Raw genomic sequence first — 15,816 nt, forward strand, 5'->3', positions numbered from 1 at the left:
TGCTCAGTACTTATAGATTGTTTGACATAAGAAGCAATCAAGCACAAAAAAGCCCGTTATTTATTAACGGGCTTTTTTGTGTCTGCTGATTTAGTTATATCATTAACAGTTATATTAACGTAATGCCGCATACGCTGAATTGGCATAACTGGCGCTATTGGTATTGCTGCTAGTGCCATAGCTAACGTTTTGTAGGCCATTACTAGCAGTGGTATTGCTGTTGCTGGCGCTCATGCTACTACCAGACAGACCTGAGTCATTTTTATATAAGCTGTGATAGCGGCTCATCACGCTTTTGACATAGTTGCGGGTTTCTTTAAACGGTGGGATGCCACCATATTTATCGACGTTGCCTTCACCAGCATTATAACCGGCCACCGCATGCTCGACGTTGTTGTTAAAGCGACGCATCAACCAAGCGATATATTTAGCAGACCCTTCGATATTGTCAGCAGGATTCCAAGGGTTGCTCACTTTGAAGCGGCGGGCAGTGGCTGGCATTAGCTGCATCAGGCCTTGAGCACCTACAGGCGAGCGCGCGTTGGGATTGAATGCGGATTCCGTATGCATCATGGCTTTCATAAGGGCAGGATCTACGCCATTACGCTCGGCAGAGGCGCGAATATAGCTGTCATAAGCGTTGCGGCTACCGCTACTACTTGCTGTGCTGCTACCATAATCACTACCGCTGCTATTACTGCCATCATACATCTTAGAGTCTTTGTAGTAAGTCACCTTTACTTTCTTGGTGAATTTATCAAAGTTGCCGCTAGGATTGACATTGGTGAGCAGTACTTGTCCACCTTTGTCTTTATAGATATACATATTGCCTGCGTGAGCAGTCATCGAAAGCGTGGAGAGGGCAAGTGTACTAGCAATGGTGCTGAGTAAAAGCGGAGACAAACAGCGGGTAATCAAAGGGGAGATACTTATCATAGAGATATCACTTTTTATCGAATAATAGCAAATTGTTTTGCCTATAGGCGCGTCATGTTGCGCGTTAAAGCGGTTACCGTGTTTGCTGGATTTTACAGCTACATTGAAGATAGCTACCTAGCAATGGTCACGCTTAACAAGAAACCACTTACGATAGATACAAAAAATAATAGTTGCTTACTATAACATATAATAACTTTTTAGCGCATAGGATTAGCAGAACAAAGCACAAAAGCCGCCTTTAATTTGTAAAAAAATCAACAGACTAAGGCTTTTAAGCGCATCGATTGCATGTCTACTTCAGTGTTTTTAAGCTGATACAAACGCCACAACATGCTCACTGCGATGGTGAATTATTAATAAAGACGAAAAGTTATTCAAGATAATGATGAATTTTTTGAACGCTATTAAATGGAAAAGGCACTGATAAAAATAGGCACCCACACGGCAGTGACCAAACCATTGACCGCCAGACCAAAGGCAGCATAACGACCAGCAGTGTGACTGATTTGCCAAGCTTCTACTGTGCCGAAAGCATGGGCTGCCAAGCCAAGTGCCAAACCTTTGGCACGATCATCATCGATACCGCGAAACAAAAATCGCGCTAAAGTGCCACCGATTATACCTGAGACAATAATAATCAAGTTGGCCATGGCCAGTGGCGCTTTAATCAAATCGGCGATGCTCAAGCCAATGGGTGTGGTCACTGAACGGGTGGCAAAGGCGAGTATCGTGTCGTGGCTTAAGGAAAATAGATAAGCCAATGACATAGGTAGTAATGCACCAATGACGCTGGCCATGGCTACGATCAAAGTCAGCTTTTTAACTGGTAAACCCTTGAAGTTCATTGCCGCGAGTGGCACGGCTAAAAGGACAGTGACATAGCCTAATAGATGGTCAAATACAGGTTTGGCAACGCTATAATAATTATTGTAATCCCATTGCAGTATAAACAAGAACAAAAGAACAAGGATCAACGCGGTAATCACCATTGGCAACCACGATAGCTTACGAGCCAAGACGCGGGCAATGACATGTGCTGTCAAGGTTAATAATATCGCTGCGAGGGTCGCCATCAATACGCTGTCAAAAGTCATTACATTTCCTTGGTTATACAGCTCAAGGCTGCTGTTTTTGCTTATGAGTAGTATTGGTATTTGCGCTATCGCTTAGCCAATGGTTGGCAAGAATGGCCAGTCCCCATAGTGGTATGAGCGTACTGATTAACATGGTCAGCATCACACCCCACAGCTCGTCACCTAATGCGAATAATAGCAAGCCTGCACCAGCTGACACGGGCAAAAAAGCAAAGCCACTATCGACCAATAAGACATTACTGGCTTGGGTAAGCCAACTGGGCAGGCCTTTAAGTAAACGCCATGCCATCAAGATAAAGAACATCGCGATTAAACCGACGATATTGGCGGCTTTTTCGATACCCGCCCACTGACAGATGATAACGGCAGATTCACGGACCAAAATGATCATGACCAATGTTAGGATGACGGCCATCCATAGGGGCATACGCGAGGAATGAGTGGAATTCATAAGCAGTGCTGGCCAAGTCAGAGATAGAGAGTGTGTTCATAAAATCGAGTAGGCAGTATCGCCAAGAGCATAGCAAAAAGGGATGTCTTTGCTCGGTTATGGTTTCAATGTAATCGATAACGTCTAAATGGGTTAAATATATAAAAGTTGATTATATAGAGAGCAAACCAACTAATAAAGCCTCTAAAACGCTAGAACTGGTTATTGATCTTCTAAGTTTTTAGTCGAAAAATCTAGTCACACATGATGGTGAAAAAATGGAGGTCAAAAAAATAGACGATATCGTTGATACCGTCCATTTATCATTTAACACTCTATGTTAAGAAACCACTGATGAAAAGGCCTATTAATTGAGAAGCCAAGCGTTTTGGGAAGACGCTATTTGAATTTGTAAATCCAAATCAAATCTATACACCCAAATTTTACGCTTATTTTTCTTCTGATGTTTCTGAGTGCAATGTCTCAGAGCTCAACGTCTCAGAGTTAAGGGCATCAAAATCATCAAAAGCTTGTTCTTCTGCTTTCGTCATAAGTTGGTCTTCGTCTTCATCTTCATCAGGCTGCTCGAACTCTTCAAGGACTGGCATCAGTAGCGTGGCTTGTGCTAATGGCAATACATCTAGAGGATTCAAGTCGGCTTGACCAAGGAGCTGTCTGAGTCTGTCACTTGGCAAACGAATGGTCAAGCATTCATGACCTGTATCATCGTAGCTTTCTTCTAAAATGACGCCCAGCTCATACAAGGTACTTTTGAATTGACCTGCATTATAAGGAAGAGTCAAATCAAAGGTTGTTAAAGCACCAGTTAGCAGCTGTTGCACAGCAAGTGACAACCCTTCCATGCCTAGGTTCTCTCTAGAGGAAACATAGACACGGTTGGGTTGACCTTCGCTAGCATAACCAATATGAGCGGGCTCATCCGTCAAATCAATCTTATTGTAGACATTGAGTACCGGCACATCATTGTCAATCTCTGCCAGTACATCTTTGACTGCTTGAATTTGCTCGTGCATATCTTCACTAGAAGAGTCGATGACGTGTAGCAATAAATCTGCCTCTAATGTCTCTTCTAACGTTGCATGAAAAGACTCGACTAGCTCATGCGGTAGATGACGGACGAAACCAACCGTGTCGACCAAGACCACGCGCCCAACACCCTGCCAGTCTAGACGGCGCAAAGTCGGATCGAGCGTGGCAAATAATTTATCCGCCGCATAGATGTTTTCATCGACTAAGCGATTAAACAATGTGGATTTACCCGCATTGGTATAACCGACGAGTGAAATAGTCGGCACGTCTGATTTTTGCCGACGTGCTCGACCTTGAGCGCGTGTTTGGCGCACTTTTTCCAGTTTGCTTTTTAGCTGATTCACACGAGTCTGTAATAAGCGACGATCGGTCTCAAGTTGGGTTTCACCGGGTCCGCGCAGACCGATACCACCTTTTTGACGTTCCAAATGCGTCCAACCACGTACCAAACGTGTCGATAAATGGTTTAGCTGCGCCAGCTCTACTTGTAGCTTACCTTCATAGGTACGCGCACGCTGTGCAAAAATGTCCAAAATCAGACCAGTACGATCCAGTACGCGACATTGCACCAAGGCTTCGATATTACGCTCTTGAGATGGCGATAAGCTGTGGTTAAAAAGGACGATATCAGCGTCATGCTCGCGCACCAATTCTGCTATTTCTGCTGCTTTGCCGCTACCGACGAAGTATTTGGCATCGGGTCTTTGGCGTGAGCCTGTGACCAACGCCAAACGATCAGCCCCTGCTGAGTCTGCTAATAGCTCAAATTCACCTAGATCGTCAGGATCTTGAATTTGGCGGATGTCTAAATGTACTATAATGGCGCGTTCGCCACCTTCATGTCTTTCAAAATAATCCAAAGAGTATCACCTATTAATAAAGTAAATAAATCGCTATTATCAATTTAGTAAGCTTTGATTCAGTAAGCTTTGATATAACGTTCAGATGGTTGTCTATATGTGGTCTTATCACTTGATATTAAAGCGTATTGGCATAATTAGCGATGATTTTATGTTACAGCATTTATGGTGGCTGATTTTCTATAAATCTGTTTCATTACCCATTTGTATAAAAGTAAACACTCACTGAGTGAACAAGCTATCACTGAGTGACAGAACTTTGTTATACTTAGCTCGTTTTTTTAACTATCTAAAAACCAAACATTCAATCATGAGGGACGAAGATGAGCCAAGCTAAGTCAGGCTTTTCACTCAAACAACAATGGGGTCGCGGTAAACAAATCGCGGGAATGACCACGACGATCGCTGGTGGTCTTAGGGCTGCTCAGCGTATTGGCGCATTTAAGCAGCCACCACGCGAAAAATTGCCACGCTACATTCAAGCGTTTTGTCGTAAGATGGCAGGCTCCTTTGGGGTAAAGGTTGTTGAAGTTGAGCCAGTGCAACAGCATCATGGTCTATGGGTATCCAATCATGTGTCATGGATGGACATTCCGGTCGTGGGCACGGTGAGTCCTGCCTTTTTCTTATCCAAAGCCGAAATCGGTGAGTGGCCAGTATTTGGCAAGTTGGCTCATGCGGCAGGTACGGTATTTATTGAGCGTGGTTCCGGTGATGCAGGCTCGGTGGCAGCGCAGATTGCTAGCTTTTTAGCGAAAGGGTTTTCGGTGATATTCTTCCCAGAAGCGACGACTACCGATGGTAAAAAAATCAAACGTATTCATGGGACATTGCTACAAGCAGCGATAGAGGCAGACGTTCCGGTTCGCCCCATCGTTATCGCTTATGTCAATAAAGACGGTACACTAAGCGAAGCACTGCCATATTATGGCAAGCTGACGATGAAGGACAGCATGAAAAAAGTGCTTGATAGCAAAGACGTGACCGCTTATGTATTGCCATTAGCGCCGATAGATCCAGCAGGCTGTAGCAAAAGCGAGCTGACCAATGTATTGCAGTCACGTATGCAAGAGGGGTTGGCTGAACTACATTCAAGAGTACTTAACGTACCAGCTAAAGACTAAATATTTGCAATTGAAGTAATAGTCAAAAAAAGGGCGCAAATCGCAGTGATAATGCTAGCGATTTGCGCCCTTTTTGGTGGGAGCTTCAATAGAGCCTACTTAATTTAATCCACTACGCTCTGATAGATGGCAGATTATGGTGATGGATTAGGCTGTTGTGTATGTACGGCTTCAATTGCTTCCAATACGTCTGCTGTCAGCTCGACATTAACACTATCAATGTTGGATTTGAGCTGCTCGGTGGTCGTTGCCCCAATGATATTGCTGGTGACAAAGTGACGAGAGTTGACGAAAGCCAATGACATCTGTGCCATGTCCAAACCTGCATCAGCGGCTATCTTGGCATATTGCTCAGTGGCTGATTTGGCTTGTTCATTTACGTAGCGCCCAAAACGGTCGTACATGGTCAGACGTGCGCCAGTCGGACGTTTGCCATCGAGATATTTACCAGACAGCACACCAAAACCAAGCGGTGAATAAGCAAGCAGACCTACATTTTCACGATGTGCAATCTCTGCCATATTGACTTCATATAAGCGGTTCAGCAGGCTATAGGGATTTTGCACAGTGATGGGGGCAATCAAGCCGTTTTTATCTGCTTCCCATAGGTAGCGCATCAGACCCCACGCAGTATCATTCGACAGCCCATAAGCACGAATACGACCTTTTTTGATCTCATCATTTAACGCTTGAATGGTCTCTAAAAAAGGCGTTAAATCGTCTAGTGACTGCGCTGCCATCGCTTCAGTATAACCGCGCTGACCGAAGAAATTCGCTTGGCGTTCAGGCCAGTGCAGTTGATAAATATCAATATAGTCGGTTTGCAAACGCTCAAGATTGCCATCAATGGCGCTGCTGATTTGCTCAGCATTAAAGCGCGTTTGCCCGTCGCGTAAAAAATCCATCGGTGACATTTTGCTGGCAAGAATAACTTTGTCACGCTGTTTGGTTTTGTTAAACCATGTGCCCATAAAGCGTTCAGTATCGCCTTGTTTGTCTTTGTCCGGCGGCGATGGATACATCTCTGCCGTGTCCCAAAAATTCACCCCTTCGCTTAGCGCCATGTCCATCTGCTCATGCGCTTGGGTCTCATCATTCTGTTGTCCCCACGTCATCGTACCTAGACAGATTTTGGAAACGTCTTCATTAATTTGTGGCAGTTTTTGATATTGCATTTTTTATCCTTATTGTTCATTCAACAGAGTATTTCTAAATGAATTATTTTACATGAGCTTTATGCCCGTTACACCGGGCGGTGTCACTTTAAAGATTTTTACTTTAAACAATACAGCTTGCCCAGCGAGTGGATGATTGAAGTCCACTTCGACTTGGTCATCATCGATGGCGCTGATGGTACCGGGTAGGGTGTTTTTGCCTTTATCTTCAAATTCTACCATCATACCAATTTCGGGGTTATCAGCGACCAGCGCGAATTGAGGACGGCTAAAATGCTGAATATTGTCAGGATTCCAATCACCAAATGCTTGCTCTGGATCAAGGTGGGCTGAGCGCGTATCACCCGCACGCAGGTTCATTAACACTTGCTCAAAACCGGGTAGTAAGCTCTCGTCACCAATGGTCAGCGTCACAGGCGCATCGCGGCTAAAGGTAGAGTCAATCATCGTACCGTTCTCTAATGATACTTCAAAATGCAGCTTTACAAGACTGCCAAAAGTGATGCGCGTGTCTTCATTGGGATTGATAAATTGTGAGTCGGTCATAGTCAAAAGCCATCTGTTGCGGGATTAGAAGTTCAGGTCAAAAAATTAATATAAGAAATGATAAGTATAAGAAATGATAAGCCATCTGTGAAAGGTTGTAAGCGTAAATAGTGTAACGCAAATAGTGTACTATATTTGGCAAGTCTAAATGAGGTTTGGAGGAACCATGGCAAATAAGCAACAAGGCCACATTAAAAAGTGGCAAGATGATAAAGGCTTTGGCTTTATCGACACTGAGCAGGGTGATTCAGTATTCTTTCATATCAATGAATTTAAAGCGCGCCGTCGCCCTGAATTGGGTGAGCAAGTCGTCTTTACGCTGGGGCAAGATAGCCAAGGACGGATGCAGGCAAAAGATGTGCAAGAGCTGAGCTTTGTGCAACAGAAAATGGCACAAAAGAATCAGCAAATCCGTCATCGTAATGCAAAGCGTAGTCATCAAGCGGAGTTTGAAGCAGGACAGAAAAAACGCTTGTTCCTTGGTGTGGGATTTTATGGTGTCTTAGCTCTATTAGCAGTGACATATAAGTTAAGCTGGCTGGTCGTGGGGTGGTATGTAGCTTTGGGTTTGATTACTTATATGATGTATGCCAAGGACAAAGCTGCTGCGCAAAGTGGCGCTTGGCGCACGCCTGAGTCAACGTTGCATCTACTCAGTGCGTTGGGTGGTTGGGTAGGAGCAATGGTCGCACAGACTTACTTGCGGCATAAATCACAAAAACCTGAGTTTCGCATGGCGTATTATTTGACCGTGGTGATTAACATGGCAGGGTTATTGTTTTTATTGGCAGGTGGCGGTTTAGAAAATTTGAAAGAATTGCTTGATTCTCTGATCTAAAAAAGATAGCTAACAAACAACAAAAAAGGTGGGTTACTTATTGGTAACCCACCTTTTGAATCTAAAAACTATGTACGATTATAAGCGCTAAACCTCACGCTTCTTTTCTAAAAATAGCATATCGATGACAATCATCGCGACACCGATACTGATGCCCATATCCGCGATGTTAAAGATCGGATAATGCCAAACGTCAGCATTGTGGACATGAATGAAATCGATCACGTGACCATGTAGCAGACGATCTATTAAGTTACCAACTGCACCGCCAAGCACTAAAGCCAGTCCGAGCGATAATAGCGTGGCTTTACGAGGTGCTTTAATCAGATAGATGATTAAAAACAGCGACATGATTAGAGCAAGTCCCGAGAAAAACCACTTTTGCCAACCGCCTGCATCCGCCAAAAAGCTAAAAGCAGCGCCATAATTGTATGCTAAAGTCCAATTAAGAAACGGTTCGATAACGGGTACTGGCTCATGGAAAGTCAGGTTGGTTTCAGCCAGCCACTTCGTCCACTGATCGATGATAAGTACAATCAGTGACACCAGATACCACATAAAAGCACGACTGCCATTAGCAATAATCTTTGGCACTTTAGTCAAGCGACTTCTCGGTGTCGTTGAACTGCCCGTTGTTGCATGGGCAGGGGTTGGCGAGTGGTCGACCTTAGACTGCTGCTGCTTGTCTTCAGGTGACTCTGTTGGGTTGGGCGCTGAGTTAGGTGTCGGATTAGGCATAGTGGCGCACCTCGCCGTTACCCGTGACATTAGTGACGCAGCGAGCACATAGCTCAGGGTGTGCGGCATCTGTACCGATGTCATTACGGATATGCCAGCAGCGCACGCATTTGGTACCCGTCGCGGCACTAACATTGACTACTAAGTCTGACACTTCTTTAGTGTTGCTTTCAGCTTGCTCTGTGGCATTATCTTTATTAGCAGGAGGAGCATCACTCATCGGCTTTAAGGTTGCGCTACTGGTAATCAGCACAAAACGCAGCTCTTCGCCAAGCTTGGCTAAGCTTTCATGCATCGCACCATCAGCATACAAATCAACGTCAGCCGATAAATTAGCATTGATGATTTTTTCACCGCGTGCGGTTTCGATATGCTTATTCACCATATCTTTGGCTAGCATGATACGTTGCCAATCATCAGTACTGATTGCACTTAGCTCAAATTCTGGGAAGGTGTACCATTCTTCGGTAAACACATAGCCTGCTTCATTGCCGTTTTTACCTTCTAACACTTCCCACGCTTCTTGGGCAGTAAACGACAAAATCGGCGTAATCCAGCGAATTAATGCTTGGGCGATATGATAAATAGCCGTTTGTGCAGAGCGACGCGGCTGTCCATCAGTCTGGGTGGTGTACTGACGGTCTTTGATAATATCTAAGTAGAAGCTGCCCAAGTCTTGCGAGCAAAACGCGGCAATAAGCTGAGTGACTTGGTGGAAGTCCATCGCATCATAGGCGTCGATGATTTGTGCTTGCACCGTTTGCGTACGCTCAATGATAAACTTATCAAGGCTGACCAGCTCATTAATATCAATGCTATTGGTTGCTGGATCGAAGTCATCGGTATTGGCAAGCAAGAAACGCAAGGTATTACGGATACGGCGATACATGTCGATTGCGCCTTTAAAGACCGTTTTGCCTGCGCTCATCTCATAACGATAATCGCTCGACGCAATCCACAAGCGCAGCATGTCTGCACCTGTTTTGTTAATCTCTTCTTGCGGCGTGATGATGTTGCCAAGCGACTTACTCATCTTGCGACCGTTTTCATCGACCACAAAACCATGGGTCAGTACTTGCTTAAACGGAGGACGCTCGTACATGGCCTCAGAGGTTAATAACGACGTCTGGAACCAACCGCGATGTTGATCAGAGCCTTCTAAGTACAGATCAGCAGGATTGGTCAATTCATCGCGTTGCTCAAGGACGGCAAAATGCGTCGTACCTGAGTCAAACCAAACATCTAATGTATCAGTCGCTTTGTCATAGTCAGCTGCTTCCGCACCCAAAAAGTCTTCACAGCTGGCATCAAACCAAGCTTCCACACCGCCTGCATCAATTTTTTGCGCGGCAGTTTCCATGAGCTCAAGGGTGTTTGGATGTAGTTCACCCGTTTCTTTATGAGTGAAAAAGGCAATCGGTACGCCCCATGTACGCTGGCGCGAAATACACCAATCTGGGCGACCCGTCATCATCGATTCAATGCGGTTCTGTCCCCATGCCGGCGTCCAATTGACCGCTGGAATATCAGCAAGCGCGCGCTCACGTAAACCTTTGGTTTCCATATTGATAAACCACTGCGGCGTGGCGCGGAAGATAATCGGTGATTTATGACGCCAGCAATGCGGATAGCTGTGCTCAATCTTGGTATGGCTAACGAGATGACCGTTGTCATGTAGGGCAGCGATGATTTTTGGATTGGCTTTATAGATATGCTCGCCTGCAAATACCGCTGCGCTGTCTAAATAGACGCCCGTACCGCTTACTGGGTTTTCAACAGGTAAATCATATTTCAGACCAACGATATAATCGTCGAGACCGTGACCCGGCGCCGTATGGACTAAGCCAGTACCGCTATCCGTGGTTACGTGATCGCCTAAGATAAGTGGCACTTGACGGTCTACAATCAGTGGATGCTGGGCGCGTAGACCCTCAAGCTCACGTCCGGATACAGTTGCTAATACACCTTGATTGCTAAGTTTAAACTCAGTCAGTGCGCTTTCAACCAAATCAGTCGCTAATAAGAAGTTGCCTTTTTCAGTCGCCACCACACTATAGTCATGCTCAGGATGTACGGCGATGGCTTGGTTAGCTGGTAACGTCCAAGGCGTTGTCGTCCAGATGACCGCTGCGATATTGCCATCAATCTCGCTCAATGCGGCAACCTTTTGCGTATCAAGCACATCAAAACTGACATAGATCGCATCTGAGACTTTGTCTTGGTATTCCACTTCGGCCTCAGCCAGCGCAGAGCTACAGTCCAAGCACCAGTTAACGGGTTTCATACCGCGAGTGACATGACCATTGTCATGGATTTTGGCCAGTGCGCGTACGATGTTGGCTTCTTGATGGAAGTTCATCGTTAAATAAGGATTGTCCCAATCACCAAACACACCCAGACGTTTAAAGTCTGCCTTTTGTAGCTCAATCTGCGTGCTTGCATATTCGCGGCACAGACCACGGAATTCAGTTGCAGAGACTTTTTGACCGACTTTGCCAACCTTGGCTTCGACCTTTTGCTCGATAGGCAGACCATGACAATCCCAACCGGGCACATAAGGTGCATCAAAGCCTGATAAGGTTTTTGACTTTACGATAATGTCTTTGAGTACTTTATTGACCGCATGACCCAAGTGAATTTGACCGTTGGCGTATGGAGGGCCATCGTGCAAAATATATTTGGTCGCACCTGTACGCGCCTTGCGAATTTTGCCGTACACGTCATCCGCTTCCCACGCAGCCAGCCAATCTGGCTCACGTTTGGCAAGGTTTGCGCGCATCGCAAAGGGCGTATCAGCAAGATTTAGCGTGTCTTTATAGTCTTGGCTTGGCGTATCAGTACTTTTATCAGTCATAGAAGGTGTCTTTTTAAAAAGTAGGTTAAAAGATAGGTTAAAAAGTGACTAAAAAATTGATGTAAAGTCAGGTGTGAAATTTAAGATTAACGTTAAATATAATATGGGGTCAAATATTTGATAATCGATACTCGTTTGTTGTCTTAGACAACGTTGCTTACAATAGGTTGCTTGTGAATAGTTACGTCCATAATAAATACTAACGGGACGATTGCAACAAAAAATGCATTTATCAGAATAATTAGTCTAGCACCGATGATAACGGCAGCTATTATATGACAAAACGGGAAGGGTAAAAAGAGCTGGTCAGTATCGTCCTGTTTTTAGCCAAAACCAATCATTTATGTCAGCATAAATACTTTGCTCATTAAATCATAGGTCTGGCAAGTTCGATTGTTCAACAGACCCTAGATTATACCTAATTGGCGTAGGTCTAAAAAACGGAGGATAACCACAAGCGCAATTTAAGCGACCAGAGTGGTTGAATACCTGTCAATCCTTGCGTCATCTTGCCATCTTTTAAGATGACATAAGAAGGCGTGACTTGCCCTTGCCAATCAGCAAAGATATGACCCTCTTGGTCGTTTACTGTCGTAAAGCGATAACTGTTTTCATTAAGGTAGCGGTGTAGTTCTTGATCAGTGCCTGATTTAATGGCAACCGTAACGACTGGATAATCATTTGCAGCGGCAAGTTTGTTTATGGTTGGCGAGGTGAAACTACAGACTGAACACCACGTACCCCAAAAATATACCAGTGTCGGCTTCTCCTGACTCAGTGCTGCTAAATCAACCGTTTGTCCTTGGTAGTCTATCAATTGCAATTGTGGGTTGGCTGGCATGACGGGTTGTCGCCACCAATTGATGGCAGTATAAATAACGGCAAATATCAAACCATATATGAGCAAGGTTTTAACTATAGAAAGCACCTTTTGCTTTGGTGTCTTCTTAAGAATATCTTTTTTATTTGTGAGATCAATCGTCATAATGGCTGCATTTTTGCTCTAAATTTTTTTGAGAGATAAAAATAAACGGCTGAAATGTCAGCCGTATTACTCATCAATTTTATGTAACTGTTTTTAGTGATTACTTTTTAAGATAACCGATTAAGGCTTTTGTGCACGATTTTGTAACGGATTACCAATGAGCACACTGCCTGAGTTTTCACGGCGCTCTTCGTCGGTTAATTTGCTCGCTGGAATTTTTGCTTTTCGTTTCCATTTTAAGCTAAACAAATCATCACGACGGTCAATCAGGTTATGTACCGAGCCTTCGTTACGGACGTGAGTCAGCTTATCTAAGTTCACATCTGAGAAAAAGATCATCTCAGTGTTTGCTGTGGTTTCGGCCATAATCGCATCATGCGGAAAAGCAAAGTCTGACGGTGAAAAAATCGACGACTGCGCGTATTGAATATCTAGGCTCTCAACTTGCGGCAAATTACCTACTGAGCCGCAAATCATGACATAGCATTCGTTTTCAATGGCTCGCGCTTGGGCACAGTGGCGCACACGTAAATAGCCGTTTTTGGTATCTGTCCAGAAAGGCACAAACAAAATATCCATATCGTCAAGTGCCAGTAAGCGGGCAAGCTCAGGAAATTCAACGTCATAACAGACTAAGATACCAATACGACCGGCATCCGTGTCAAATACTTTGACCTCGTCACCACCTTCGATCACCCAAGCGCTACGCTCATGCGGCGTAATATGGATTTTGCGCTGCTCTTCCACCGTACCATCGCGGCGACACAAATAGCTGACATTGTACAACGTATCGTTTCCGTCTATTAATGGCATGGAGCCGACAATAACGTTGACGTTATAACTGACTGCCAGATGCGAGACTTCGTTTTTGAACCACTCGGTGTAACCGGCCAAAAAGCGAATCGCGATGTTTTGATCGGTGGATTCACACAGACCCATTAATGGCGCGTTAAAGAACTCTGGCAAGCAAGCAAAATCTGAGTTGTAATCGGCCATGACATCGACAAAGAATTCTACTTGTTGCAAGAGCTCCTCAGGCGATTCAACTTCACGCATTTGCCACTGAATACCACCGATACGCACTTCTGACTTACGAGTATTCGGCTTGTAATCTTGCGGCTCATAATAAATATTGGCCCACTCAAGTAGAGTAGCAAAGCCTTTAGATTGAGCGTCATCTGGCAGATAAGCGGTCAAAATACGCTTAACGATAAAACCGTTGGATAGCTGAAAGGAAAGGGCAGAGTCATGGATTTCACGTGATTCGACCGCGTCGATATACTCACCAGGGGTCAAATCTTTGTGATTATAGTAATTAGGAATGCGGCCTCCAGCCAAGATAGCTCGGAAGTTCAGCTGGCGACACAGCTCTTTACGCGCATCATAAAGACGACGACCCAAACGGTATCCACGATACTCAGGGTCAATCAGCGCATCCAAGCCATAAATAGCATCACCTTCTGGATTGTCTCTAATGATTTCTTTGTGCCCAATCAAATCATCATAGGTATGCGGATTCGAGAACTTGGCATAGTCCACGCGCATCGATAGAACGATACCGATCAGCTGATCATGATCAAACATTGCAATCTGCCCTTCAGGAAAGGCATCAATCAAGGTATGAATAGTGGTCTTTGACCATGCGCCGCCCAAATTCACATAAACACGGTCCATCAAGGCTTTTAACTGCGGATAATCTTTTTTCTTGATCTCAGCAATCGTGAGGTGAAAGTCGTCTATTTTTTCGATTTTACTCATAAGGTTCCTGTCTGCGGTGTTAATGAACATCGTAAAATTAATGCGTTGTGCGGTGTAGTATCTGATGTATTGTCTATAGCTATATATAGACCTAAAGATTTTTGTGTAACAAAAGCGATAAAAATATTCCAATACGCTTATATAATCGTTACAATAATTTATCTTTTTATTTACAATGAGTTATAGCGATTACATATCATCTAAAAGTTTTAATGAGGGCTTTAACAGGTTTGCAAGTGTCTACATTTAAGAAGACTGACCTTGTTAGTAGCTGAATCAATCGTACTTGCATGAATAGCATCTGTTCTAATAGTAGCTAGTCTAGTAATTAGATATCTAATATAACAGTCTCTATTCTAACAGCATCGAAATTCTGTAGCGTCTCCTATTACTTTTGGCTTCGCTTATTCATCATGACTTGGCTGATTACTTTATATTTCGATAGTTATCATACCAATGTAGCGGGTCAATGACAGTCCCGCGTAGTAAATATTTGCTACGTTTTTGTGAATCGATGTCCCTGTCTTTGCTTGGTCTGAACGTGTTTTTTGTTTGACTTACTTCATTTTGCGGTCTATAGGCGGCTTTTTAGGATTATTTTATGGCACCCTTGACACATACGGTCGACCCTCTAGAAGCAGTAGAGGATTCAGCATTGGTTCAATTGGTGTATGTCAGTAGTATCACCCTCAGTACGCGCTTAAAAGCCTCAATATTTGATGAAGTAGAAGGTCATGCTCGGGACTATAATGAGCAGCATGGTATTACGGGTACTTTATGTTATGGCAATGGTCACTTCTTACAATGTATTGAAGGTGAAAAATCAAACGTGCTGGCTTTGCAAAAGCGTATTTTTGCCGATAGTCGTCATAAAAATGTGCAAGTCTTGCTATTACGAGTGATCGATCAGCGTAGCTTTGCTGATTGGCGTATGCGCCTGCTATTTTTGGAGCGTTGGTTGTGGTCGCCAGCGACCAAGAAGCAAGCCATGCAGTTGTCGCCTTTTTTACCGTTTGCCCCGCATGGCTGGACCTCGAAGCGTACGGAGCAATTTTTGCAGATTATCAAAACGTTTGATAGCCCGCCACATATAAAAGCCGCTGGCATTACTTATAATGCACTGGGCAATATGTTTCGTCATATCGCGGCACCGCATCAGGCCTTTTTGATCGTTCAAGGCTTTTTGAGTGTGTTGCTGGTAGTAGCGCTGATACTGTTGTATTTATAAATTATAAGTTTTATAGCTGAGCTAAAAAAGACGCTAACTTTTGAGTTTAGCGTCTTTTTATTTGAGGTAAGCGATTAAAATACCAATCACATATCAAAAATCTTGCCACGGTTCATAATATTATTGGGATCAAAGACTTTTTTGACCTCTCGTAAGTAATCAATCTCAGTCTCGCTGCGGCTGTAGTGTAAATAAGG

Annotated in this window: 14 protein-coding genes; 3 read left to right on the top strand and 11 right to left on the bottom strand. The window is 44.2% G+C overall.

All coding sequences use genetic code 11. The features are described 5' to 3' along the window. Positions 1 to 114: 114 nt before the first annotated feature. The 4 genes from IOD06_RS10605 to hflX form a co-directional block, all read right to left on the bottom strand. Positions 115 to 936, bottom strand: a complete 822-nt coding sequence (locus IOD06_RS10605; protein ID WP_010201758.1) for a lytic transglycosylase domain-containing protein — start codon at positions 934 to 936, stop codon at positions 115 to 117. Between the two features lie 407 nt (positions 937 to 1,343). Beyond that, on the bottom strand, positions 1,344 to 2,033 hold the full coding sequence (locus tag IOD06_RS10610; protein ID WP_010201757.1) for an LrgB family protein: 690 nt from the start codon (positions 2,031 to 2,033) through the stop codon (positions 1,344 to 1,346). 22 nt (positions 2,034 to 2,055) lie between these two features. Next, positions 2,056 to 2,484, bottom strand: a complete 429-nt coding sequence (locus IOD06_RS10615) for a CidA/LrgA family protein (RefSeq protein ID WP_026037380.1) — start codon at positions 2,482 to 2,484, stop codon at positions 2,056 to 2,058. 428 nt (positions 2,485 to 2,912) lie between these two features. Continuing rightward, a complete protein-coding gene (gene hflX, locus IOD06_RS10620) occupies positions 2,913 to 4,373 on the bottom strand; it encodes a ribosome rescue GTPase HflX (RefSeq protein WP_194620839.1) in 1,461 nt (486 codons plus the stop codon). Between the two features lie 323 nt (positions 4,374 to 4,696). Between hflX and IOD06_RS10625 the strand changes: the two genes are divergently transcribed. Beyond that, the gene (locus IOD06_RS10625) at positions 4,697 to 5,497 is read left to right on the top strand and encodes a 1-acyl-sn-glycerol-3-phosphate acyltransferase (protein ID WP_010201754.1); all 801 of its coding nucleotides are present in this window, start codon (positions 4,697 to 4,699) and stop codon (positions 5,495 to 5,497) included. Between the two features lie 134 nt (positions 5,498 to 5,631). On the opposite strand, the gene IOD06_RS10630 is transcribed toward IOD06_RS10625, so the two are convergent. Together IOD06_RS10630 and IOD06_RS10635 are read right to left on the bottom strand one after the other, a co-directional pair. Then, a complete protein-coding gene (locus IOD06_RS10630) occupies positions 5,632 to 6,672 on the bottom strand; it encodes an aldo/keto reductase (protein ID WP_194620840.1) in 1,041 nt (346 codons plus the stop codon). Positions 6,673 to 6,720: 48 nt separating this feature from the next. Next, positions 6,721 to 7,218, bottom strand: a complete 498-nt coding sequence (locus IOD06_RS10635; RefSeq protein ID WP_010201752.1) for a peptidylprolyl isomerase — start codon at positions 7,216 to 7,218, stop codon at positions 6,721 to 6,723. Positions 7,219 to 7,384: 166 nt separating this feature from the next. Between IOD06_RS10635 and IOD06_RS10640 the strand changes: the two genes are divergently transcribed. Continuing rightward, complete coding sequence (locus IOD06_RS10640; protein ID WP_194620841.1) at positions 7,385 to 8,056, top strand: cold shock and DUF1294 domain-containing protein; 672 nt, start codon at positions 7,385 to 7,387, stop codon at positions 8,054 to 8,056. Positions 8,057 to 8,143: 87 nt separating this feature from the next. On the opposite strand, the gene lspA is transcribed toward IOD06_RS10640, so the two are convergent. The 4 genes from lspA to IOD06_RS10660 form a co-directional block, all read right to left on the bottom strand. After that, the gene (gene lspA / locus IOD06_RS10645) at positions 8,144 to 8,794 is read right to left on the bottom strand and encodes a signal peptidase II (protein ID WP_194620842.1); all 651 of its coding nucleotides are present in this window, start codon (positions 8,792 to 8,794) and stop codon (positions 8,144 to 8,146) included. Further along, complete coding sequence (gene ileS, locus IOD06_RS10650) at positions 8,787 to 11,648, bottom strand: isoleucine--tRNA ligase (protein ID WP_194620843.1); 2,862 nt, start codon at positions 11,646 to 11,648, stop codon at positions 8,787 to 8,789. The genes lspA and ileS overlap by 8 nt, the downstream gene beginning before the upstream one ends. A gap of 433 nt (positions 11,649 to 12,081) precedes the next feature. Beyond that, positions 12,082 to 12,633 (bottom strand): protein disulfide oxidoreductase, encoded by a 552-nt coding sequence (locus IOD06_RS10655; protein ID WP_194620844.1) that lies wholly within the window; start codon positions 12,631 to 12,633, stop codon positions 12,082 to 12,084. A 120-nt stretch (positions 12,634 to 12,753) separates the two neighbouring features. Further along, a complete protein-coding gene (locus IOD06_RS10660) occupies positions 12,754 to 14,391 on the bottom strand; it encodes a carbon-nitrogen hydrolase family protein (RefSeq protein ID WP_194620845.1) in 1,638 nt (545 codons plus the stop codon). A gap of 601 nt (positions 14,392 to 14,992) precedes the next feature. Here IOD06_RS10660 and IOD06_RS10665 point away from each other — a divergent pair. Further along, positions 14,993 to 15,619 (top strand): BLUF domain-containing protein, encoded by a 627-nt coding sequence (locus IOD06_RS10665; RefSeq protein WP_194620846.1) that lies wholly within the window; start codon positions 14,993 to 14,995, stop codon positions 15,617 to 15,619. An 86-nt stretch (positions 15,620 to 15,705) separates the two neighbouring features. On the opposite strand, the gene IOD06_RS10670 is transcribed toward IOD06_RS10665, so the two are convergent. Continuing rightward, on the bottom strand, positions 15,706 to 15,816 hold a 111-nt coding region (locus tag IOD06_RS10670; RefSeq protein ID WP_194618367.1), incomplete at its 5' end, for an FAD-linked oxidase C-terminal domain-containing protein.

The sequence above is a fragment of the Psychrobacter sp. N25K4-3-2 genome, assembly GCF_015351755.1.
GTDB classification, from domain to species: Bacteria; Pseudomonadota; Gammaproteobacteria; order Pseudomonadales; family Moraxellaceae; genus Psychrobacter; species Psychrobacter glaciei.